We start from the raw sequence: 21,810 nt of genomic DNA, 5'->3' as shown, positions 1-21,810 counted from the left end.
AAGAACAATTATCGCGGGGAAACATCTGGCAAAGTTTTCGGAAAAGGCGCGCGGTCAAATCATCGCGCGCCGCGGGCGGCGGCTAGCCCGATGTCGAGGACAATAGCGGCGACCATGCCGGGTCGGAAGCGAAGCCCGGCGTCGGCACCTTCAGCTCGTTGCGTCCCGAGATGTCGACGGAGAACAGCGACGGCCCGCCGCTGCCGCCGGGATCGCGGAAGAACATCAGCACGCGGCCGTTCGGCGAGAAGGTTGGACCTTCGTTGTGGTAGCCGGAGGTGAGAAGCCGTTCGCCGGAGCCGTCCGGCTTCATCACGCCGATCGAGAACTGCCCGCCGCCTTGCCTAGTGAAGGCGATGTAATCGCCCCGCGGCGACCACACCGGCGTCGAATAGGTGGCGTTGTTGTCGTCCTTGGAGAAGGAGATGCGCTGCGCCGCTCCGCCGCCCGCGGCCATGACATAGATCTGCGATCTGCCGCCGCGATCGGACTCGAAGCAGATGCGGGTGCCGTCCGGAGAGTAGGAAGGTGAGGTGTCGATCGCGGGCGTGTCGGTGAGGCGCGTGGTCGAGCGCGAGCGCAGATCCATCACGAACAGGTTGGAATTGCCGCCCTGCTGCAGGCTCATAATGACGCGCTGGCCGTCCGGCGAGAACCTCGGCGCAAAGGTCATGCCCGGGAAGTTGCCGACGATCTCGCGCTGGCCGGTCTCGATGTTGAACAGGTAGACCTTCGGATCGCCCTGGCCAAACTCCATGTAGGTGATCTCTTGCGAGTTCGGCGAGAAGCGCGGGGTCAGCACGAGGTCGGAGCCGCGGGTCAGATAGCGCACATTGGCGCCGTCCTGGTCCATCATCGCGAGGCGCTTGACGCGGCGCTCCTTCGGCCCGGTCTCGTCGACGAACACCACGCGGCTGTCGAAATAGCCCTTCTCGCCGGTCAGCTTCTCATAGATCTGGTCGGAGATGATGTGGGCGATGCGGCGCCAATATTCCGGCGAGGTGAAATATTGCTGGCCGGCGAGCTGCTGGCCGGTGACCACGTCCCATAAGCGGAATTCGGCCTTGAGGCGTCCGTCCGGCTGCCGCGTCATGCGGCCGGTGACGAGGGCCTGCGCGTTTAGGGTTTTCCAGTTCTCGAATTGCGGCGCGACGTCGATGTTGCTGATGCGCTCGATGAAGGCGGCCTGGTCGACCGGCGCGAACAGGCCCGAGCGCTTCAGATTGTTGGTGATGACCTGGGTGACGCCGTTGCCGACGTCGCCGTCGGCGGGCGAGCCCGGCACGAAATTGGTGATCGCAATCGGGATCGGCCGAAATTCCGTGGGATTGATTTCAAGCCGCTTTTGGGCCTGTGCCAGGGCATGTCCGCCCCCAAGCATCGCCAGCGCCGATCCACTGACGGTCATAAAGCGGCGGCGGGTGATCGATCGAGCGTCATTCATCGCAAAATTCTTTTGTTCGGATGTCACAACATATCTTTCAGGCCGAAGCGCATCGGAATGGTTTTCCAAGTGTCATACTGCTGCTTTGGCAGGAACGAATAGACCTGACATTGTACGATGGCTCGCTTGCCACTCTCCGCCACTGCCTGAGCGATCGACCGGGACGGTCCTCTCGCCGCAACGACGACCGGCTCGGATGCCAGCGATCCATCGATCTTCATGAAAATATCAATGTCGGCTTCGTATTGATCGGCGTCCTGCCCGTTATAGGTGGGCGTGAAGCAGCGCTTGACCGCTGCCATGAACGCGCCTTGCCAGGTCGCAACGTTGTTAGCGGCCGTCCCGGTCGTCGATCCCAGCGCGGCGGACGCATTCAGAGTCGATCCCGTGAGCTCGTGCCGGGTCGCGGCGCGCTTGTCGAGATCTCGGGCAATCTGCGCGGGATCGAAGCTGCGCTCCTTGGGCTTCGGCTGCTGCGGCGGCTGCACCGCCGCGACCTTTTGCTCGGGCGGCTTGGGTGGCGGCTTCTTGGTGTCCAGCTTTTTCTGCAGTTCGGCGATCGGATCTTCCTTGGCCGGATCAGGCTTCTTTTCCTGTGGCTTCGGCTCTTCCTTCGGCTTCGCCTCGGCGACGGGCTTGGGCGGCTCGGGCTTTTTCTCGACCGGCTTTTCGACGGGTTTTGGCGGCGGTTCGGGCGTCGAGTTGGTCTTGATCAGCTCTTTCTTCTCGGTGACCTTGCCGACGGCGTCTTCCTCGGGCTTGGCTTCCGCAATCTTCTCGACCTTCGGCTTCGGCTCTTTCTTGTCGCCGGTCTTCTGCCCCGACATCATCTGCGCGAGCTGGTCGGTGGAGATGATGTCGATCGGCAGCGACTCTTCGGCCGGCACGAAAGCCCTGCTGCTAAAGGTGACGAGCCCCCATCCCAGCACGAGGACGTGGAGGGCAATCGACGCAACGAGTGTCTTGTCGACCTTCACCTTCACGGTCTACCCCTGATCCGCTTCCGTGACGAGCGCCAGCTTCTTGAAGCCTGCGCCGGACAACTGGCCCATCACCTTGGCCACCGTCCCGTAATCCGCCTTCTTGTCGGCACGCAGATAGATCCGTTCCTCGAGCCCGCCGCGCGCGTCCGTGATCGCCTTCAGCTTCGGGATCAGTTCGTTGATCGCGATCTCGGCGTCGTTGATGAACACCTTGCCCTTGATGTCGACCGACATCTGGATCGGCTTCTGGTCGTTGTTCTCGAGGCTCTTGGCCTGGGTCTGCGGCAGGTCGAGGGGCACGCCAACCGTCAGCATCGGCGCCGACACCATGAAGATGATGAGCAGCACCAGCATCACGTCCACCATCGGCGTGACATTGATCTCGGCCACGACCGGCTTGCGCCGGCCACGGCGTCCACCGCCTCCGGACGAACTCGCAACGTTCATGCCCATGGTCTGGTGCCCAAATTGCCCTTCACACTATACATGCCGTCCGTCAGCCCCGCTCGTCGATCTGGCGCGACAGGATGGCTGAAAATTCATCGGCGAAGCCTTCGAGCCGCTGGGCCTGCCGGTTCACCTCGGAGGTGAACTTATTGTAGAAAATAGTGGCAGGAATGGCGGCGATAAGGCCGACGGCGGTCGCAAACAGCGCCTCGGCGATGCCGGGGGCCACCACCGCCAGAGAGGTATTTTTAGACGCCGCGATCGACTGGAAGCTCGACATGATGCCCCAGACGGTGCCGAACAGGCCGACGAACGGGCCTGCGGAGCCGACGGTGGCGAGCACCAGCAGCCGGCGTTCCAGCCGCTCGACCTCGCGGGCGATCGACACATTCATGACCTTGTCGATGCGCATCTGAAGGCCTGCGACCGAGCGGGCCTGGCTCTCGAACGAACGTTTCCACTCGCGCATCGCCGCGACGAAGCAGGCCGCCATGGAATGCGTCGGCTTGGCCGAGAGCGTGCGATAGAGGTCTTCGATCGACTCGCCGGACCAGAAAGCTTGCTCGAAACGGTCCATCGAGCGGCGGGTGCGGGCAAACAGGAAGATCTTGTCGATGGCGATCGCCCAGACCCAGACCGAGCAGGCGAGAAGCCCCAGCATCACGGCTTTCACGATCCAGTGAGCCTGCCAGAACAGCGCGATCAGCGACACGTCCGCGGAAGCGGCAACCGGAAGGGCTGACTGAGCCACGTCGGCCGGATTCATAAGCAGTATCCTCTCAAGGCGATCGTTACCTGATGTCCCGACCTAATGTGCCGGCCAGCAAATGGCCGCCGGTTCCCCAGTAGCCGCGCTAGAACCGGCGCGGCCGGCAAGCCCGCTCAAAGCCTTGTCTTTCTGGGGTGCAGGGCTCGTCCAAAGCCAGCCGCCTGCATTCCCTGCCAAGATGTCAAAACTATGGGCCCGACCCCTAGGCTCAGACTTCGGGCTCTGCGCGCGATTGTCCGCAATTACCAGAGCCCGGCGATGGTTAATGCTGAGTTACCGCAGGCGAATTTGGCTGCGGGAAAGCGAGGTCCCGCAGGGGGATGGGAGGCGCGGCGGGCGGGTCCGTGTTCCCCCACGTGCCGCAACGCCCGCGCGGAGCCCCGGCTCCGCGGGGCGTCCTCGACGGGACGTCGCGCTGGGGCCCGGAACACCAGCGTTCCGCTCCTGTGCGCATCAGGAGAGGAGCCCAATATCCGTCGGAGGAACCAGCCCTCGCCCGAAAAATTGTCCCGAAAATCACTACTCGCGAGGTTTTGCCATGAGCATCAACCCCAAGTCGACCGCCGCCATCGGCGATCATCCGCTCCACCCCATGATCATCCCGTTCCCCGTCGCCTTCCTGGTCGGCGCGCCCATCGCCGATCTCGCCTTCGTCGGAACCGGCGACGGCTTCTGGGCCAGAGCCGCCATATGGCTGATCGGCGCCGGCATCGTCATGGCGCTCGTTGCCGCCGTGGCCGGCTTCACCGACTTCTTCAGCGACGCCCGTATCCGCAGCCTCAACGATGCCTGGTATCACATGGTCGGCAATCTGGCGGCGGTCGTGCTGGCCCTGATCAATTTCTACCTCCGCTACGCGCAAGGCGCGGAGGCTGCGGTCAAGCCGTGGGGCGTGGCGCTCTCGTTGATCGTGGTGGGCATCCTCCTGTTCACGGGATGGAAGGGCTGGGAAATGGTCTACCGGCATCATGTCGCGGTGCTGGACGCGCCGGGCCAGACCAGTTCGGAGCCGGTCACGCCGCACCATGGCGGCGAGCGCCACCGCCGCGCCGCTTGAACGAGGAGCACGTCGCCTGATGACTTGAGGGCAAGTCAGGCCGCGGAAGCGGGCTCTGGGCAATTGGTCAGCCGCGCCGGATTGCCGACTGCGGTGCAACCCCGGGGCACGTCGCTCGTCACGACGGTGTCGGCGCCGATCTTTGCAAAATCGCCGATGCTGACGTTGCCGAGAATCGTCGCGCCGGAGCCGATGAACACGCCGCGACCAATGCGAGGCGAGCGCGCCGGCAGTTCCGTGCCGCGACCGATGCTGACGTTCTGAAGGATGGTGGCCTCGTCGCCGATCGCCACATCGGCACCGATCACGATGCCGGTGGCGTGGTCGAGATACACCGACGATCCCAAGCTCGCCGCCGGATGAATGCTGACCTGCAGGACGTTCGACGCCTCGTTCTGAAACAGCAGCGCCGCGTCGCGATGGTCGTGATGCCAGAGCCAGTTCGAGACGCGCCAGGCCTGCAAGGCGACATAGCCCTTGAAATGCAGCAGCGGCGCCAACAGTCCGGTGATGGCGGGATCGCGGAGCACGATGGCCTGCAAGTCGCGTCCGGCGGCATCGATCAGATTCGGCTGGCCATTGAAGGCGTCGCGGGAAAATGTCGTGAAGCGCGCGCGTTCGGCCGCGCTGTCGCCAAGCCGCCGTCCGATCAGGTCGGACAATGCGCCGGTAAAATCGTCATGGGCGAAGATGAGGCCGCCAAGAGCCCGGCCGAATATGGGGTCGGCTGCCGCTGCGCGCTGCGCCTCGTCTCGGATCTTCTGCCAGAGGGCCTCGCTCGGCGTGATCGCAGCTTCCATCATCGTTGCCGCCTGCGATGTTTTGACGCTTCCTTTTCACCGTCAGATATAGAGCGTCGGCAGCGCGCGCGCCACGCTCCCCGTGAGGCTACGAGCTTGCATGCCAGGCGGCCGGGATCATATATATGGAGGAAGTCGAGTTCCCGGCCGAAGCTATGGTCTCAGGATCGTACTGCCGCGCTGGCCCGGGTTGTTCAGGCAAAGTATCTCGTTCGAAGCCCCGCAGCGGTCCGCCACCCCCGGGTTTGTCGTACACAGCGGCCCTCAGTGCTGCCGAAGCGACTCCGGATCTCCATCATCCAAGGTCACGCCAATCCATGTCGCCCAATGCCTCCGCCGACGACCAACACGACGACATCATGTATCCCTCCGCACTGCCGTTCCTGCTGGTGCATCTCGGCTGCGTTGCAGCCATCTGGACCGGCGTGACCTGGCAGGCCATCGCGATCTGCGCCTCGCTGTATATCGTCCGCATGTTTGCAATCGGAGCGGGCTACCACCGCTATTTCTCCCATCGGGCTTTTGCGACCGGCCGGGTCTTTCAGTTCATCCTGGCCTGGCTTGCGCAGAGCACCGCGCAGAAAAGCGTTTTGTGGTGGGCGGCCAAGCATCGACATCATCATCTGCATTCCGATACCGAAGACGACGTGCATTCACCGCGTCATCGAGGCTTCCTCTATGGCCATCTCGGCTGGATTTTTTACCGGGAGCACGATGGCACCGATCTCGTGAAGGTCGGCGATTTCGCTGCCTATCCGGAGTTGATGTGGCTGCATCGCCTGGAACTGCTGCCGGCCGTTACGCTGGCTGCGCTCTGCTTCCTGGTTGGCGGGTGGTCCGGTCTCGTCGTCGGCTTCCTGTGGAGCACCGTGCTGGTCTATCACGCGACCTTCTGCATCAACTCCCTCGCCCATGTGCACGGACGCAAGCGGTACGTGACCGGCGATGATTCCCGCAACAATTGGCTGCTGGCCTTGTTCACCCTCGGTGAGGGCTGGCACAACAATCACCACGCCTACCAGAGCAGCGTGCGGCAAGGTTTTCGCTGGTGGGAAATCGACATCACCTATTACATCCTGAAGGTGCTGTCCTGGTTCGGCATCGTCTGGAACATGAAGTCGCCGCCCGAGCAGGTGCTGCGCAACGAGCAGCCGCTTGGCGCACGCGTCATCAACCGGGCAGCCCGTGAGCTTGCCGGACGGTTCGATGCGCAGACACTGGCGCATGCGATCTCGTCGGCGCTCCGCCGAGCCGATCTGGCCCAGCTGCAACTGCCGACTCTGCATGACATCCTCAGTCGCGCGCACGAAGGCGTCGATGCACTGACCCATCTGCATTTGCCGAAGATTCCGACCCGCGAGGAGTTTCTCGCCGAGGCCAAGGCGATGTTCGCGCGAACGCGATCACTCAACGAGATCGTGGACTACGCCTACGAACACTTCCTGGAGTCGGTTCGCGCGCAGCTCGCCACGGCGCGCTGACCAAGTCTCTCTCTGCACCAGACTTCCGGACCAAGACTTTTCCAGACCAAGGCAAATCCGGACGCTCGCGGCAGTTCTGACGCGCATTCCCAAAACGAAACCGCCCGCCTGCGGGTTGCGCAGGCGGGCGGCTCGGGGCCATCAGGACTTTGGGGGCATGCGCCTGACGGCTTTGAGAGGCGTCAGTCCCGAGATCAAGCTTGAGATCAACCTTGCTGCTGGTCGGTCGGCGGCGGGGTCGGGCGTGTCTTGTGTTGCGCCATGAACTGGTCGAACTCTTCCTTGTCCTTGGCGTGACGCAGACGGTCGAGGAAGTTCTTGAATTCGACCTGCTCCTCCTCGAGCCGCTGCAGTGTCTCGGTGCGGTACTCGTCAAAGGCGCGGTTGCCGCTCGAGGGCGGGCCGAAGCCAAAGCCGAAACCGTGGCGCTCCATGCGGCCGCGCATACGGTCCATCTTGTACTGCATCCGCTCCATCTTGTTCTGCCAGCGATCCTGGTTGCTCCAGCACGACATTCTTCTGCTCCCGAGTGTGAAAAAGAGAAGGGCAAGTCCGATCGGCCACCACATGATGAAACCGAGGATGGTCACGGCGATCCAGCCGGGATGCCAGGGCGTGTTGAGCATGTGGGGGCGCTCGTAGTGTTGGTCCGAAGGGCCGCGCCATCGATTGACATCAGCGGTGTAGGCCATTTCCCTCTCCATGACGGCATCAGCGCCGTTGTGAATGTAAATAACATTTACATAGGTAGATCATCCCGCGATTTTGTCAAGCCGACCGCCTGACAGGGCGGGGGAATTATTTGGGTAACTTTATTTCGGCTTGCCCCAGGGACCACCGGGCGGCACGCCCGAACCGGAGGATGCCTCCGGTGGTACCGGCGGCGGCTCGGCGCTTTTCGCGGGGGGACGGCGATCGGTCGGGAAGCCGAGACCGCGCAGATAGATCAGCACCTCGGCTTCGAGCAGCTCGTCCGGGGACATGGGCAGCTTTCGACGCGCAGCATCGCCGCGGGAGAACAGCGAGGCCACGCCATGCGCCATCGACCAGATGTGCAGCGCCATCATCATCGCCGGCGGCCGCGGGGTGCCCGGCGGTGCCAGCGCGGCAAGCCGCTCCGCCGCGGCACGAATGATGCTGAAAGCACGCTCGCTGGCCGCCTGGAGCGCTGGATTGGAATCCACCGGCACGCCCGATTCGAACATCGCATTGTAGAACGCGGGCTCCTCGCGGGCGAAGGCGAGATAGGCCCCGCCGACTCGCTCGAACGCCGTGACGGTGTCGGGCCGTCCGTCGTCCCAAGCTGCGGTCAGGCGCGCTTCGAACTGCTCGAAGCCGCGCTGCGCGATCGAGGACAGCAGTTCTTCACGGTCGCGAAAATGCCGGTACGGTGCCGCGGCACTGACGCCAGCCATGCGCGCGGCATCGGCAAAGGTGAAGCCGGCCGCGCCCTTCTCGGCGATCAGCCCGAGGGCGGCCTGCAACAGGGCTTCCTTCAGATTGCCGTGGTGATAGCCGCGCTCGGCGCGGCGCGTCTCCTTGCGCCAGCTCATGTGAACGACCTTTACATGAGCTGGGCAGGAAGGTCACTAGCGGCGACGGGGTTGATCGACCGTATTCTTCCCGGTCCGGCGCCGCGGGCCGAAGCCCTAGCCGCCGGGGATCGGCAGCACCGGCATGATCTCGACGCGTTCGCCGGGGAAGATCGTGAAGTGCGGGTGGTTCTCGAACATCTTCGCCGCGGCTTCATGGGACGCCGCGCGCACGACGGTGAAGGCGCCCATCTCGTTGGCGATGTCGGCGAGGCCCTTGCCGTCGACCTTCTTGGTCTTGCCGAGCGGGCCGCCCATGGCCTCGATCGCGCTCTGGTGCTTTTCGACCCAGCCCTTCCAGGCCGCCATGCCCTCCTGCTCCTTCGCCTTGCGCTCGGCCTCGGGCATCGCATCCCATGCGGCCCATTTGGAGCTGGTCTTGCTGCCGAGGAAAACGGCGAGATAGGTGTCGGTGCTCATTGGTTCTCTCCCTTGGTGATGGATAGCCGAAGCTGCGGCTATTTCTTGAGGTCGCCGAAACCGGCGGCGGCCTCCTGCACGTCAGGCGGAAAGTCGCTCATCTCCTGCACCTGACGGATCTCGATGATTTCGTTCGGTGCGGCCGGACACCGCTTGGCCCAGGCGATCGCCTCGGCACGCGAGGCAACCTCGATCATCCAGTAGCCGCCCAGGACCTCCTTGGCCTCGGCGAACGGACCATCGGTCACGATGGGCTTGCCGGCCGCAAACGAGACGCGCGCGCCCATCGAGGGCGGGTGCAGGCCGTCGAGCGTGATCAGCACACCGGCGTCCTTCAGCGCCTCGTTGTAGCGCATCATCGCAGTGACCCGCTCGGGATCGAGTTGAACGTCGGGCGCTGCGGTCTCGTAGCCGAGGGGGATCATCAGCATCATGAATCGCATGAGCATTCCTTGCGTGCTTTTGTCGTTCGGGTTGCGCGGCGGCGCCACTCCGGACGGGAGCGACAGCCCGGGCCGCCCGCCCTCACCTCCAAGACGAAGGAACCTTGACGAAACCGACAGGTGACGAAAATTATTCTGGAGGTTATTGGCTGGCGCTAGCGCGCCTGCGGCAGGAAACGACCGTCGTGCCGGGCAGCGCCGAAATAGACCTCGATGCGGCGAACCTTGCCGCCGGCGAAGGTGAAGAACTCGGTGTTGCGAAAGCTCCTGCCATCTGTCGCCAGGCAGAAATAGGTGACGAAGGCCTCATCGCCTTGGATGAAAATCCGCTCGATGTCGTGCCGCGCAATCCAGCCGGTGTCCCTCCAGCAACGCTCGAAATAGGTCGATTTGTCGAGGTCGTCGTCGAACGGGCTGGTGAAGCGGAAATCGTCGGCCAACGCGTCGGCGACCCGTTGCCGGTCGTTTCCGAGATAGGCCGCGAAAAGGTCTCGAATTAGGCGCTCGGGGTCAGTCATCGAACGGTTCCGTGATCAGCATCGTCTTGAAGACGATTGAGGCGCACCCGCGCCGACATCACGTCCGGCGGCAACCACGCGAAAAATAATGCACGCGGTGGCCCGTACAAATACGGCGCGTTCTATGAACTCCGCCGTGCATATGAGTCGAGAATACTTGCAACCTGAGCAACATGGCCGAGGCGTGCGAAAGACAGAACGGGCGCCCCCTCGTGCAGGAGTTTACAGTTGCTAAAGAAGCCCATGCAACTTTTTAGCTTGAGCGAAACGGTATGACGATCCGGCTGATTCGCCCCTCAGCATTAGGCGGAGCTTACGTCTTCAATTTCCAAAGCAAGAAAGTCAGGCACGCGGTCGCGGAGGTCGAGGCGCTCGACCGGTCCCAGGCCGTGATCGAATTCGGCCTCGACGGCACCATTCTCGATGCCAACGAAAATCTCCTCAAGATGAGCGGCTATACGCTCTCGGAGATCAAGGGCAAGCATCACAGCATCTTCGTCAGCGCGACTGAACGCGAAAGCGCCCATTATCGCGACTTCTGGGCCAGCCTGAACCGCGGCGAGTTCCAGACCACGCAATACAGGCGCTTCGGCAAGAACGGCAAGGAAGTCTGGGTCCATGCGTCGTACGCGCCGCTGCGCGACGAGAACGGCAAGGTGGTGAGCTTCATCAAGTTCGCAACCGACATCACGGCTTACAAAATGAGGACCATGGAGGACGCGGGCAAGATCGCCGCGATCGGCCGTGCCCAAGCTGTGATCGAATTCAACATGGACGGCACCATCGTCACCGCCAACGAGAATTTCCTCGGCGCGATGGGCTACTCGCTCGACGAGATCCAGGGCAAGCACCACAGCATGTTCGTGACGCCGGAGGATCGCGCGAGCTCGGCCTATGCCGACTTCTGGGCGCGGCTGAACCGCGGCCAGTTCGAAGCCGCCGAATACAAGCGGATCGGCAAGGACAGACGCGAAATCTGGATTCTCGCAACCTACAACCCGATCCTCGACGAGATGGGCAGGCCGTTCAAGGTGGTGAAATTCGCGACCGACGTCACCGCGCAGAAGATGAAGGCTGCCGACAATGACGGACAGCTCGCCGCCATCCAGAAATCGCAGGCGGTGATCGAGTTCAACATGGACGGCACCATCCGCACCGCCAACGAGAATTTCTTGAAGGCGATGGGCTATTCGTTGACCGAGATCAAGGGTCAGCACCACTCCATGTTCGTCGAGCCGAACGAGAAGAATTCGGGAGCCTACCGCCAGTTCTGGGAGACGCTCAACCGCGGTGAATACCAAGCCGCCGAATACAAGCGGATCGCCAAGGGCGGTCGCGAAATCTGGATCCAGGCGTCCTACAATCCGATCCTCGACCTCAACGGCAAACCCTACAAGGTGGTGAAATATGCCACCGACATCACCGCGCAGGCGATCGGCCGCAAGAAAGCCGACAACGCGCGCGGTCTGATCGAGGCGGTCGCGGCCGGTAGCGAACAGATGAGTGCATCGATCCGCGAGATCTCCGCCACCATGGCGAAGTCGCGCGAGAATTCGAAGGTCGCGACCACCCGCGTCGAGGCCGCCGACGGCCAGGCGCAGCGGTTGAACGCGGCGGCGCAGGCGATGAGCGGCATCGTCGAGATGATCTCGGGCATCACCGGCCAGATCAACCTGCTCGCGCTCAACGCCACGATCGAATCGGCGCGCGCGGGCGAAGCCGGCCGCGGCTTCGCGGTGGTCGCCTCCGAGGTGAAGAGCCTCGCCAACCAGGCCAAGCAGGCGACCGACACCATCACGTCCGAAATCGACGCGCTGAACACCATCTCCGGCGACGTTGCAAGCTCGCTGACCGCAATCAAGGTCGCGATCGCCGGCGTCAACGAGTTCATCGCCTCCACCGCCGCCGCGGTCGAGGAGCAGAGCATCGTGACGGCCGACATGTCGGCCAACATGCAGCGCGCCACGGCGGAGCTGGCTTAGGCCGCCTTGCGCGGCTGCAAAAGGAGAGCCTCGACGAGCTAAAGGCGCGATAGTTTGTCGCCTCTGCTCGTGGCTTTCGTGGTAGGGAGACCGCCTCAATTCCCGAACCACGGATAAGCTATGACCGCCTCCCCGCAGAAAATCGCCCTCGTCACCGGAGCCGCGCGCGGCATCGGGCTTGCGACCGCGAAGAAGTTTTTGACCGAAGGCTGGCGGGTGGCATTGCTCGACATCGAGGGCGAGCTGCTCGGCCGCGCGGTCGCCGAGATCGGCCGGGACGAGGCCACCCTGGCGTTGACCTGCGACGTCTCGGACGCAGCCGCGGTTGCCGCCGCGATGACGACGGTCGAACAGCGGTTTGGCCGGCTCGACGCGCTCGTCAATAATGCCGGCATTGCCGTGTTCGCGCCGCTGATGGAGACGTCGGAGACCGATTGGCGGCGCGTGCTCGAAGTCAACCTCACCGGCCCGTTCCTCTGCACCAAGGCGGCGGTGCCGCTGATGCGCGACGGCAATGGCGGCGCCATCGTCAACATCACCTCGATCTCGGCGGTGCGCGCCTCGACGCTGCGCTCGGCCTACGGCACCAGCAAGGCGGGCCTCGCGCACCTTACCAAGCAGCTCGCGGTCGAGCTCGCGTCCCTCAACATCCGCGTCAACGCGGTCGCGCCGGGACCGGTCGACACCGCGATGGCGAAGCAGGTGCACACCAGGGAGATCCGCGCCGACTATCACGACGCCATCCCGCTCAACCGCTACGGCCTGGAAGAGGAACTCGCCGAAGCCATCTACTTCCTGTGCTCGGAACGATCGAGCTACATCACCGGCCAAATTTTGGCCGTCGATGGCGGCTTCGATGCGGCGGGCATCGGCCTGCCGACGCTGCGCGGCGAACGGCGGAACGGATAGACACGGCGTAGGTTGGCCTTAGCGAAGCGTCACCCACCTCTTCTCGTGACCTTTCCCACGGACTCGAATTCGCGGAGGCTTCATGCGACGCGTCACCTTCCTCCGGGCCTTGATGTTCGCATCCGCGCTGCTCGCCGCCACGCCTGCCGTGGCCGAAATCCGCATCATCCAATCGCCCGGTGGACAGGTCGGGCCGTTCCTCGATTTGTTCGAGAAGGTGCGCGAGAGCGGCGAGCGCGTAGTGATCGACGGTCCCTGCCTGTCCGCCTGCACGCTGGTCCTGAGCATCGTGCCGGGCGATCGGATTTGTGTGACGAAGCGTGCCGTGCTCGGCTTCCATGCGGCGCGATCGGTCGATCGGCGCGGACGCTTCTACGCCGAGCCGGAAGCATCCGATGCGGTGCTTGCGGCCTATCCTGGCCCGGTGCGCGACTGGATCAGCCGTCGCGGCGGCCTCTCGTCGCGGTTGCTTCTGCTGAAGGGACGCGACCTCGCCGCGATCTATCCGCGCTGCCGGTGACGATCAGGCGGACGCAAGCGCCCGCCAATTCCGCCCGTCACACGCTTCCTGCGGTCTAATAGAAACTCTGGATCAGCTCGGTCAATTCCATGCTCGCGCAGATGAGCATACCCCAAAGTGCAAAGTTGATCTGCAGCGCCGCCGCCATCGGTCGCTCCCCTTCCAAGTACGCCCGCCCCAGTTTTTAGAATTTTATGACGAAATAAATAACGATTCTGTCCCGGATTCACAGCCTAATATTGCGCCAGTTGTTGTGCGATGCGGTCCGCATCATTTCACGAAGCGGCCTCACTGCTCTCGCAATGTGATGCGACAGCGACATCCATATTCGGCCGTGTCGGCCAGGCGTTTCCCTTAGGTTCCATTTGAGCGGTGCGACGCAAGCTTCGGCAAGCGAACTTGGCGCGTCGCTACAACACCCAAGGTGTCCGGCATGATGCGACACGGCTTTGTCTTGCTCACTTTTTGCGCAACGCTCATGGGATGCGTGGTCGCGCCTGCGCAGGAACGCCGTCCGATCGCATGGGACGGCCTCGGTCAGGATCCGAACCGTCCCTCCGTCATGAAGCGTCGCGTGGCGACCCAAGCTCCCGCGGCGAGTGATCCGAATCAGGAGCGGGAGAGAGTCCTCGGCACCTTGCGCCCGTACTCCGCGGCGTGGTGGGCAATCCATGACGAAATCGAAGCGGAGAATGACAGGCAGCTCGGGACAAAGCTCGTGATCTGTCCGCGCTGCGTTCCCTCCTCCCAACCACCGAGCAATGACGTGACCGGATCGATCCGCTGAGAGCGGCACGCGGTCGATCGGCACATGACGCAACATCTCATGCGCGCCCCTCTCCGCATCGTCGGGGAGAGGGGATCGCCGCCCAGCGCGTCAAACGATCGCGCCTGTCACATTCCCTCGGCCGGGCAGTTCACCATCCAGGGAATGCCGAACTTGTCGACGCACATGCCAAAGCCCTTGGCCCAGAAGGTTTTGCTGAAGGGCATGGTAACGCTGCCGCCGTCGGCGAGCGCGTTGAACTTGCGCTCGCCCTCCGTGGGGTCCGCGACCGTGAGCGAGATCGAAAAGCCCTGCGGCTTGTGAAAATGCTCGCTGGGTGCGTCGGAGGCCATCAGCACGCTGCCGTCGGGCAGCGACATCCGCGCATGCATGATCGTCTTCTCGCGGCCGGGCGCGGCCGCCATGTCCGGCGGCGCGTCCGACGAACGCATCATAGCGTCGATCTTGCCGCCGAGCACCTTGGCGTAATAATTGAATGCCGCTTCGCAGGTGTCCTGATAGAATAGATAAGGATTGAGCATCGTTTCTCTCCGTTTTGCTTTCGTTCGGGGTGACGGCGCTACTTCTCGGTGAGCTTCTTCAGGCTGGCCAAGCCCGCCTCGAAATCCTTGCCGATCATGTTGTCCATGTTGATGAACACCTGCATGACCTTGGACAGGAACGGGGCCGGACCGGACATCGCCCACGTGACCAGTGTGGCATCGCCTTGCGGCACAAAGGTGAACTCGGCGGTGTTGTGGCCTTCGAAAGGCCGCTCGAAGTCGAGCTTGATGCGGAGTTTTGACGGCGCACTCGCCTCGAGGATCTCCATATGGCCGGCGCCCACATTGTTGTTGCCGTCCCAGGCATAGGTCGCGCCCCTTCCTTCCGTAGTTCCGCCGAAGCTGCGCTTCATGGCGGGATCGCGGTTCTCGTAGGGTGACCAGGCCGTCCAGCGATGGAAATCGGCGACCAAGGGATAGACCGCATTGGCCGGCGCTTTGACGGCGAGGCTGCGTTCGACCCGGAATGTGTCGGGCTTCGTCAGGGCGAAGCCGAGCACGCCCACGATTCCGACAGCGAGCACGACGGCGATGATGGCAACGGCTTTCAGCATGAATGGCTCCCTCGATACGGTCCTAGGACGAAGGGAGAGGGCCGGGTCCGACAAGGCGAAGCGAAAATTTTGCAACGCCCGAAGCAGGCGCTCCCTACTTCACCTTGGCGTCTTTGACCTTGGCGTCTTGCCTGGCGCCGCCGTTGGCGCCCTTCGGCTGGCTGTCCCGGATCAGGCGATCGAGATGCATGCGGATGTGGGCGGCTTCTGCGGAAGTATTGGCTAGGGCGATCGCGCGGTCGAAGGCGATGCGGGCTTCGTCATTGCGGCCGAGCTGCATCAGGAAAGCGCCGCGCACGCCGTAGAAATGGAAGTAGTTGGCAAGCTTTGGCGCCAGCGGCTCGATCAGGTCGAGCGCGGCTTGCGGTCCGCGCACCTTGGACACCGCGACCGCGCGGTTGAGCGTCACCACTGGCGAGGGCTGCACCACCTCCAGTGCACCATAGAGCAGGTCGATCTGCGCCCAGTCGGTCTCCTCGGGCGTCGCCGCGCGGGCATGCAGCGCGGCAATCGCGGCCTGGATCTGGTAGGGCCCGCTGCGGCGATGGCGTATCGCCTTGTCGATCAGCGCGAGACCTTCCGCGATCATGGTGCCGTTCCACAGCGAACGATCCTGGTCGTCCAGCAGGATCAGCGAGCCATCCGCGGCAAAGCGCGAGGCACTGCGCGCATGCTGCAACAAGATGAGCGCCGTGAGCCCCATGATCTCTGGCTCGCTCTGGAACAGCCGCAAAAGCAGCCGCGCCAGCCGGATTGCTTCCTCGCACAGCGGCTTTCTGATTGCGGCGGTGTCGCCGCTCGCCGAATAGCCCTCGTTGAAGATCAAATAGATCATTGCGGCGACAACGGCGAGCCGCTCTGAGCGCTCGACCGCGCCCGGCGTTTCGAACGGTGTCCCGGCCTCGGCGACCTTGGCTTTGGCGCGCGTGATGCGCTGCTCCATCGCAGCATCCGACACCAGGAAAGCGCGCGCGATCTGCTTCACCGTCAGGCCGCAGACGATGCGGAGCGCCAGCGCGATCTGCTGCGTCGCCGGCAGGCCTGGATGGCAGCAGATGAACATCAGCCGCAAAATGTCGTCGCGGTAGTGCGAGCCGTCGAGCCGCTCGGCAAGCGCGCCCTCGGCGTCGTCGAGATCGGAGATCGCCTGGTCGTCCTCGGGCAGCGGCTGCTGCTTGCGGGTGCGGCGCACCTCGTCGATGGCAACGTTGCGACCGACCATGATCAGCCAGGCCGCGGGATCGCGCGGCGGTCCGTTCTGCGGCCAGGTCTTCAGCGCGCGCAGGCAGGCGTTCTGGAAGGCCTCCTCGGCGGTGTCGAGATCGCGGAAATAGCGCAGCAGCGCGCCGACCGCCTGGGGGCGCGCCGAGGTCAGCGCGGTCTCGATCCAGGCGGTATCGGCCTCGCTCACGTCAGATTCCCTCCGGGCCTGAACACGCCCACCGGGCGCACTTCATAGGCGCCGCCGGGATTGGCCGATCCGAGGTCGCGCGCAACGTCGAGCGCCTCGTCGAGGTTCTTGCAATCGACGATATAGAAGCCGAGCAACTGCTCCTTGGTCTCCGCGTAAGGGCCGTCGAGCACCAGCGGCGGGTCCTCCTTGCGCAGCGTCGCTGCCGCAGTGGTCGGCAGCAGCCGCGCCACGGGGCCGAGCCTGCCCTGCTTCGCGAGACCTTCCTGCACCACGGCGAGCTTCTTCATCACGGCCTCGTCCTGGTCCTTGCTCCAGGAGCCGACGAAGTCCTCGTCGTGATAGCAAAGGATCGCATAAAGCATGGGCAGTACCTTCTCTGAGCGCTTGTTTTGAAGACGATCCAGTATGCCTTGCCCCGACATGGCTGCGGAAAAAAATTGCAAGAAAAATCCAGCAGATCGTGCCAAGGAGAGCCTTCAAAAGCGGAACCTCAAGAGGCACTTCGAATGACCGTGGGCACACTGGCCGTCCTGATCAACAGCACGCAGCAGAACTGGCTGCCGGAGCGCTGGAAGGCCCGGTTCGACGCGGTCAGCGGCGGCCGCCGCGTGGCGCTGCTGCCCGATCCCAGGCTCGATCCGGCCGAGGTGCACTATGCCGCGGTGTGGAAACCGGTGCCGGGCGACCTCGGCTCTTTCCCCAATCTGCGTGCGATCTTCAATCTGGGCGCCGGCGTCGATGCGCTGATGGCGGACAAGAGCCTTCCGAACGTGCCGCTGGTGCGTGTCGCCGTGCCCGATCTGACCGGCCGCATGACCGAATACGTCGTGCAGCACGTGCTGATGCACCATCGCCAGGAGCTTTATCTGCGCCAGTCGCAGCGCGAAAAGCGCTGGGAGCCGACCTATCAATGGCCGGCGAGCGCCGTCACGGTCGGTATCATGGGACTGGGCACGCTCGGCACTGACGCGGCCGATGTGCTGCGGCGGCTTGGTTTCCGCGTCGCCGGCTGGAGCCGCAGCCCGCGCACGATCGCGGGTGTCGAATGCTTCCACGGCGCAGCGCAAATCGACGCGTTCCTGCGCACGACCGATATTCTCGTCAGCCTGTTGCCGCTGACGCCCGATACACACGGCATCCTCAACCGCGACGTCTTCACCAAGCTCAACCGCAAAAGCCCACTCGGTGCGCCCGTGCTGATCAACGCCGGCCGCGGCGGCCTGCAGAACGAAGCCGACATCCTTTCTTGCCTCGACGACGGCACGCTGGGCGCCGCCTCGCTCGACGTCTTCGTGCAGGAACCGCAGCCGGCGGATAGCCGGTTCTGGACCCATCCCAAGGTGTTGCTGACGCCACACAACGCCGCCGATACCGACGCCGATGCGATCTCGACCTATGTCGCCCAGCAAATCGCGCAGTTCGAGGCGGGTGGTGTGCTGGAGAACGTGGTGGACCGGACGCGGGCGTACTGAGACCTCACGTGCCACCCGGGCCCGTAAAATCACTGATCGCCGGCCGGTATCCCGTTCACCCTCTCTTAGCGAGAAGTTGATAGGCGTTGTTAATCAACGCTCAACGAACGAGTCGGACATGCGCTTCACGCTCGGCCTCAGGATGCGGATCACGGTTGCGCTGGCGGTGACGGCGGCGGCGACCGCCCTGTTCGCCGTGCTCGGGGCGATGTGGATCATTTCCGGCATCATCGACCGGGCCGACCAGCGCGAGCTTCGCAGTCATTACGACGCGCTCCAGTCGCGAATTGCCGAGGAATCCCAGCGTGCCGCCGCCATGAGCGCCGTCGTGGCCGCGATGCCCGCGACGCAGGACGCGATGGCCAAACAGGATCGCAACGCTTTAATCGGCCTGTTCGGGCCGGTGTTTGCCGCGACCAAATCGGAGTACGGCGTCGAACAGTTCCAATTCCACGTGGCGCCCGCGACATCGTTCTTGCGCGTGCACCAGCCTGCCAAATTTGGCGACGACCTCTCGGGCTTTCGCAAAACCGTGATCATCGCCAACCAGGAGCACAAGGTCGTGGTCGGGCTCGAGGGCGGCCTGGCCGGGCTCGGCATCCGCGGCGTGGTGCCGATCGCGCAAGGCGGCAAGCATCTCGGCTCAGTGGAGTTTGGCCTGACCTTCGGCCAGTCCTTCCTCGACGATTTCAAGACCAACCGCCATGTCGACATCGCCTTCCATCTCGCGGACGGCGGCGGCTTCAAGCTATTCGGCGGCACACTGAAGGGCAAGAGCTTCTTCGATGCGGCCGATTACAGCCGCGCCGCCGGCGGCGACTTCACGGTACGGCAGGCCAAGCTCGACACCACGCCGGTGGCCGCGCTGCTCGGGCCGATCAGGGATTTTTCCGGCAAGCCGCTCGGCGCGGTCGAACTGGTGATGGACAATGCCGACTATGTGGCCTCTGCCGACCGTGCCTGGCTGCTGGCATTCGGCATCGCCGCGCTCGGGCTCGTGCTCGCCGCCATCGTCGGCTATCTCATCGCCCGCAGCATCTCGCGTCCGATCATCTCCATCACGAGCGTGATGCGCGAGCTGGCCGACGGACACCTCGATGTCACCGTCCCCGCCAGCAAGGCGAATGACGAGGTCGGCGCGATGGTCAAGGCTGTCGCAGTGTTCCGCGACAACGCCGTCAACTTCAACCGGCTCCAGGCCGAACAGGCCGACACCAAGGCGCAATCCGAAGCGGAGAAACGGCGCGCCTTCGCCGCGCTCGCCGACAATTTCGAAGCCAGCATCCGCGATGTCGTCACCACGGTCTCCTCGGCCGCGGTCGAGATGGAGAACACGGCGCGCTCGATGTCCGATATCGTCGAGCGATCACGGCAGCAGACCGGCACGGTGTCATCGGCCTCGGCGCTCGCCTCCGAGAATGTGCAGACGGTTGCTGCCGCCGCGGAAGAGTTATCGTCGTCGATGACCGAGATCAGCCGGCGCCTTGCGCACGCGACGGCGGTGGTCGGCAAAGCTGCCAGCGACGGGCGACGGTCGAATGAGCGCGTGCAGAGTCTGGCCGACGCCGCGCAGAAAATCGGCGACGTCGTCTCCTTCATCAGCGGCATTGCCGAGCAAACCAATCTGCTGGCCCTCAACGCGACGATCGAGGCGGCCCGCGCGGGGGAAGCCGGCCGCGGCTTTGCGGTGGTCGCCTCCGAGGTGAAGGCGCTGGCAACCCAGACCGCCAAGGCGACCGAGGAGATCGGCGCGCAGGTGACGGCAGTACAAGGCGAAACCACCGGCGCAGTGGACGGCATCCAGTCGATCTGCGCGACGATCCAGGAGGTCGACGAGATCTCCGCCGCGATTGCCGCCGCCGTCGGCCAGCAGGGCACCGCGACGCAGGAGATTGCGCAGAACGTCCAGCAGGCAGCCGCCCGCACAGGCGAGGTCTCGCAAAACATCGCGGGCGTCACCGCCGGCATCGCCGCGACGGGGACAGCGGCCGAGGAAGTCCTGGGCTCGGCGATCGAGCTGTCAAAGCAATCGCAGCGGCTGCGCGACGAGGTGGATCGCTTCCTCGCGCACATTCGCGCGGCGTAGCGAAGGCTACAACTCAGTGTCGTCCTGGCGAAAGCCAGGATCCATTACCCCAGGGAGGAGCTGCGGCGCGACGGCGGCAACTCCGAACCTTCGCCAAACCAAATTCGGTGGTTATGGGTCCTGGCTTTCGCCAGGACGTTTGGGAGATAGCTCGCGCCACGCAACCGCCTAGCTCTTTCCTCCTACCATCACGTCGATCGCCCCCTTCACGATCGCCTCGAGCTCCTTCCGCGACACACGCGCGCGGGAGCGGATGGCGATTGAGTGCACGGTTGCGGATGCGAGCTGCGCCAGCACGGCGGGATCGGCGCTCTCGGGCAACTCGCCTTTCTCCTTGGCGCGGCGGAAGCAACTCGCGAACGCCTTGTCCAGCTCGTTAAGGCCATCGAGCACCATGGCCCGGATGTCGGGATCGCCGACCGCCTCGGAGGCTGCCGTGACCACGGTGAAGCAGCCGCGCGGGCCGGTCTCTCCGGAGAGATAGATGTTCAGCGCGGAGGCGAAGATGCGCTCCAGCCGCCGGCGCACGGGCATCTCCTGGCGAAAGATCTCCACCATCGATGCGCGCGCTTCCTCGCGGTAGCGATGGTAGCTCTTGATGTAGAGCTCGCGCTTGTCGCCGAAGGCGCCATAGAGGCTAGGGCGATTCATTCCGGTGGCTTCGCTGAGATCGTCGAGCGAGGTCGCCGCAAAACCCTGCGTGCGGAACAGGTCGAGCGCCTTGCCAAGCGCGACGTCGGGTTCATAGGCGCGCGGTCGGCCGCGGCGTTTAGGCTCCGTGGCAGCAGTTGGCGGCTTCGATTTTTGTACCATTTCGCAATTTAATCCTTGACCGTTCCCATAATATGCAAGACAGTACAAAAATCAATCTGGCCGGGTTGAGCGACACTCCAAAAGTCACATCGAAGAATTGCCCAAGGAGGCTCAAGATGGATCTTTATTTCTCGCCCCTCGCCTGTTCGATGGCGAGCCGCGTCGCGCTGTACGAAGCCGGCGCCGAAGCGAATTATCTCGAAGTCGATCCGCCGACCAAGACCGTGCTGAGCGACGGCACTGACTTCCGGACCGTGAATCCGATCGGCCTGGTGCCGACACTGCGCACCGATGAAGGCGTGGTGCTGACCGAGAACGCCGCGATCCTGCAATATATCGCCGACCGCTTCCCGCAATCGGGCCTCGGCGCCGCAGCGGGCATCGATCGCACGCGGCTGCATCAATGGCTCTGCTTCATCGGCACCGAACTGCACAAGGGCCTGTTCATCCCGGTGCTCGACCGCAAGGCGCCGCAGGAGACGAAAGCCTACGCACTGGAGAAGAACCTGTCGCGGCTGGACTATCTCGACAATTACCTGAAGGGGCGCGACTTCCTGCTCGACCATTTCAGCGTCGCCGACGCCTATCTCGTCACGGTCATCAACTGGACCATGGCGACGCCGCCGATCGAGCTCGCCAAATGGCCGAACGTGAAGGCCTATTACGAACGCCTGCGTCAGCGGCCGTCGGTCGCACGCGCGATCGCGGAAGAGTTCGAGCTGTACAAGGCCGAGCAGGCGCGGAAGAAGGCCGCGGCGTAAGCGACATTCGAAACGA

Annotated in this window: 24 protein-coding genes; 9 read left to right on the top strand and 15 right to left on the bottom strand. The window is 63.9% G+C overall.

Translation table 11 applies throughout. The features are described 5' to 3' along the window. Positions 1 to 82: 82 nt before the first annotated feature. Genes tolB through tolQ form a run of 4 tightly spaced genes read right to left on the bottom strand, consistent with a single transcriptional unit; the run spans position 83 to position 3,640 of the window. Positions 83 to 1,444, bottom strand: coding sequence for a Tol-Pal system beta propeller repeat protein TolB (tolB, locus tag IVB48_RS16860; RefSeq protein ID WP_247401033.1), 1,362 nt, complete (start codon positions 1,442 to 1,444; stop codon positions 83 to 85). Between the two features lie 23 nt (positions 1,445 to 1,467). Further along, a complete protein-coding gene (locus IVB48_RS16855; protein WP_247358258.1) occupies positions 1,468 to 2,427 on the bottom strand; it encodes a protein TolA in 960 nt (319 codons plus the stop codon). Between the two features lie 3 nt (positions 2,428 to 2,430). Further along, positions 2,431 to 2,880 (bottom strand): protein TolR, encoded by a 450-nt coding sequence (gene tolR / locus IVB48_RS16850; RefSeq protein ID WP_018453789.1) that lies wholly within the window; start codon positions 2,878 to 2,880, stop codon positions 2,431 to 2,433. Positions 2,881 to 2,923: 43 nt separating this feature from the next. Continuing rightward, a complete protein-coding gene (tolQ, locus tag IVB48_RS16845) occupies positions 2,924 to 3,640 on the bottom strand; it encodes a protein TolQ (RefSeq protein ID WP_007596319.1) in 717 nt (238 codons plus the stop codon). 541 nt (positions 3,641 to 4,181) lie between these two features. On the opposite strand from tolQ, the gene IVB48_RS16840 reads away from it, so the two are divergent. Continuing rightward, entirely contained in the window at positions 4,182 to 4,700 is a 519-nt protein-coding gene (locus IVB48_RS16840) for a DUF2231 domain-containing protein (RefSeq protein ID WP_247401031.1), read from the top strand. A gap of 35 nt (positions 4,701 to 4,735) precedes the next feature. Here the strand turns inward: IVB48_RS16840 and IVB48_RS16835 are convergent, their stop codons facing one another. After that, positions 4,736 to 5,503, bottom strand: coding sequence for a serine acetyltransferase (locus tag IVB48_RS16835; RefSeq protein WP_247401029.1), 768 nt, complete (start codon positions 5,501 to 5,503; stop codon positions 4,736 to 4,738). Positions 5,504 to 5,817: 314 nt separating this feature from the next. Here IVB48_RS16835 and IVB48_RS16830 point away from each other — a divergent pair, with 314 nt between their 5' ends. Further along, positions 5,818 to 6,981 carry an acyl-CoA desaturase gene (locus tag IVB48_RS16830; RefSeq protein ID WP_247401027.1) on the top strand — a complete coding sequence of 388 codons (1,164 nt, stop codon included), beginning with the start codon at positions 5,818 to 5,820 and terminating at the stop codon, positions 6,979 to 6,981. Between the two features lie 206 nt (positions 6,982 to 7,187). Here IVB48_RS16830 and IVB48_RS16825 read toward each other — a convergent pair whose 3' ends face one another. The 5 genes from IVB48_RS16825 to IVB48_RS16805 all read right to left on the bottom strand — a co-directional run bounded on the left by IVB48_RS16825 (position 7,188) and on the right by IVB48_RS16805 (position 9,954). Continuing rightward, a complete protein-coding gene (locus IVB48_RS16825) occupies positions 7,188 to 7,673 on the bottom strand; it encodes a DUF2852 domain-containing protein (RefSeq protein WP_027570335.1) in 486 nt (161 codons plus the stop codon). Between the two features lie 120 nt (positions 7,674 to 7,793). Continuing rightward, positions 7,794 to 8,534 carry a TetR/AcrR family transcriptional regulator gene (locus IVB48_RS16820; RefSeq protein WP_247401025.1) on the bottom strand — a complete coding sequence of 247 codons (741 nt, stop codon included), beginning with the start codon at positions 8,532 to 8,534 and terminating at the stop codon, positions 7,794 to 7,796. A gap of 96 nt (positions 8,535 to 8,630) precedes the next feature. Further along, complete coding sequence (locus IVB48_RS16815) at positions 8,631 to 8,993, bottom strand: hypothetical protein (RefSeq protein WP_247401023.1); 363 nt, start codon at positions 8,991 to 8,993, stop codon at positions 8,631 to 8,633. A 38-nt stretch (positions 8,994 to 9,031) separates the two neighbouring features. Beyond that, complete coding sequence (locus tag IVB48_RS16810) at positions 9,032 to 9,436, bottom strand: YciI family protein (protein ID WP_247401020.1); 405 nt, start codon at positions 9,434 to 9,436, stop codon at positions 9,032 to 9,034. Between the two features lie 155 nt (positions 9,437 to 9,591). After that, positions 9,592 to 9,954, bottom strand: coding sequence for a nuclear transport factor 2 family protein (locus IVB48_RS16805; RefSeq protein ID WP_247401016.1), 363 nt, complete (start codon positions 9,952 to 9,954; stop codon positions 9,592 to 9,594). Between the two features lie 272 nt (positions 9,955 to 10,226). Between IVB48_RS16805 and IVB48_RS16800 the strand changes: the two genes are divergently transcribed. The 4 genes from IVB48_RS16800 to IVB48_RS16785 all read left to right on the top strand — a co-directional run bounded on the left by IVB48_RS16800 (position 10,227) and on the right by IVB48_RS16785 (position 14,152). Beyond that, entirely contained in the window at positions 10,227 to 11,936 is a 1,710-nt protein-coding gene (locus IVB48_RS16800) for a PAS domain-containing methyl-accepting chemotaxis protein (RefSeq protein ID WP_247401012.1), read from the top strand. A gap of 120 nt (positions 11,937 to 12,056) precedes the next feature. Beyond that, positions 12,057 to 12,845 carry an SDR family oxidoreductase gene (locus tag IVB48_RS16795; RefSeq protein WP_247287577.1) on the top strand — a complete coding sequence of 263 codons (789 nt, stop codon included), beginning with the start codon at positions 12,057 to 12,059 and terminating at the stop codon, positions 12,843 to 12,845. Between the two features lie 82 nt (positions 12,846 to 12,927). Beyond that, on the top strand, positions 12,928 to 13,365 hold the full coding sequence (locus IVB48_RS16790; protein WP_247358251.1) for a hypothetical protein: 438 nt from the start codon (positions 12,928 to 12,930) through the stop codon (positions 13,363 to 13,365). A 433-nt stretch (positions 13,366 to 13,798) separates the two neighbouring features. Beyond that, a complete protein-coding gene (locus tag IVB48_RS16785; protein WP_247401009.1) occupies positions 13,799 to 14,152 on the top strand; it encodes a hypothetical protein in 354 nt (117 codons plus the stop codon). A gap of 107 nt (positions 14,153 to 14,259) precedes the next feature. Here IVB48_RS16785 and IVB48_RS16780 read toward each other — a convergent pair whose 3' ends face one another. The 4 genes from IVB48_RS16780 to IVB48_RS16765 all read right to left on the bottom strand — a co-directional run bounded on the left by IVB48_RS16780 (position 14,260) and on the right by IVB48_RS16765 (position 17,024). Then, positions 14,260 to 14,673, bottom strand: coding sequence for a VOC family protein (locus IVB48_RS16780; protein ID WP_247401007.1), 414 nt, complete (start codon positions 14,671 to 14,673; stop codon positions 14,260 to 14,262). Positions 14,674 to 14,711: 38 nt separating this feature from the next. Next, positions 14,712 to 15,248, bottom strand: a complete 537-nt coding sequence (locus tag IVB48_RS16775; RefSeq protein ID WP_247287575.1) for an SRPBCC family protein — start codon at positions 15,246 to 15,248, stop codon at positions 14,712 to 14,714. Positions 15,249 to 15,342: 94 nt separating this feature from the next. Continuing rightward, the gene (locus IVB48_RS16770; protein ID WP_247358247.1) at positions 15,343 to 16,659 is read right to left on the bottom strand and encodes an RNA polymerase sigma factor; all 1,317 of its coding nucleotides are present in this window, start codon (positions 16,657 to 16,659) and stop codon (positions 15,343 to 15,345) included. Continuing rightward, the gene (locus tag IVB48_RS16765) at positions 16,656 to 17,024 is read right to left on the bottom strand and encodes a YciI family protein (RefSeq protein WP_027570323.1); all 369 of its coding nucleotides are present in this window, start codon (positions 17,022 to 17,024) and stop codon (positions 16,656 to 16,658) included. The genes IVB48_RS16770 and IVB48_RS16765 overlap by 4 nt, the downstream gene beginning before the upstream one ends. A gap of 144 nt (positions 17,025 to 17,168) precedes the next feature. On the opposite strand from IVB48_RS16765, the gene IVB48_RS16760 reads away from it, so the two are divergent. Both IVB48_RS16760 and IVB48_RS16755 read left to right on the top strand, forming a co-directional pair. Next, complete coding sequence (locus IVB48_RS16760) at positions 17,169 to 18,134, top strand: glyoxylate/hydroxypyruvate reductase A (protein ID WP_247401006.1); 966 nt, start codon at positions 17,169 to 17,171, stop codon at positions 18,132 to 18,134. 118 nt (positions 18,135 to 18,252) lie between these two features. After that, a complete protein-coding gene (locus tag IVB48_RS16755; protein ID WP_247401004.1) occupies positions 18,253 to 20,220 on the top strand; it encodes a methyl-accepting chemotaxis protein in 1,968 nt (655 codons plus the stop codon). Positions 20,221 to 20,388: 168 nt separating this feature from the next. Here the strand turns inward: IVB48_RS16755 and IVB48_RS16750 are convergent, their stop codons facing one another. Continuing rightward, on the bottom strand, positions 20,389 to 21,033 hold the full coding sequence (locus IVB48_RS16750) for a TetR/AcrR family transcriptional regulator (RefSeq protein WP_247401002.1): 645 nt from the start codon (positions 21,031 to 21,033) through the stop codon (positions 20,389 to 20,391). A gap of 116 nt (positions 21,034 to 21,149) precedes the next feature. Between IVB48_RS16750 and IVB48_RS16745 the strand changes: the two genes are divergently transcribed. After that, positions 21,150 to 21,794 (top strand): glutathione binding-like protein, encoded by a 645-nt coding sequence (locus IVB48_RS16745; RefSeq protein WP_027570319.1) that lies wholly within the window; start codon positions 21,150 to 21,152, stop codon positions 21,792 to 21,794. Positions 21,795 to 21,810: the final 16 nt, after the last annotated feature.

The sequence above is a fragment of the Bradyrhizobium sp. 76 genome (assembly GCF_023073025.1).
GTDB lineage: Bacteria > Pseudomonadota > Alphaproteobacteria > Rhizobiales > Xanthobacteraceae > Bradyrhizobium.
This window is presented reverse-complemented; position numbering and strand designations above follow the sequence as displayed.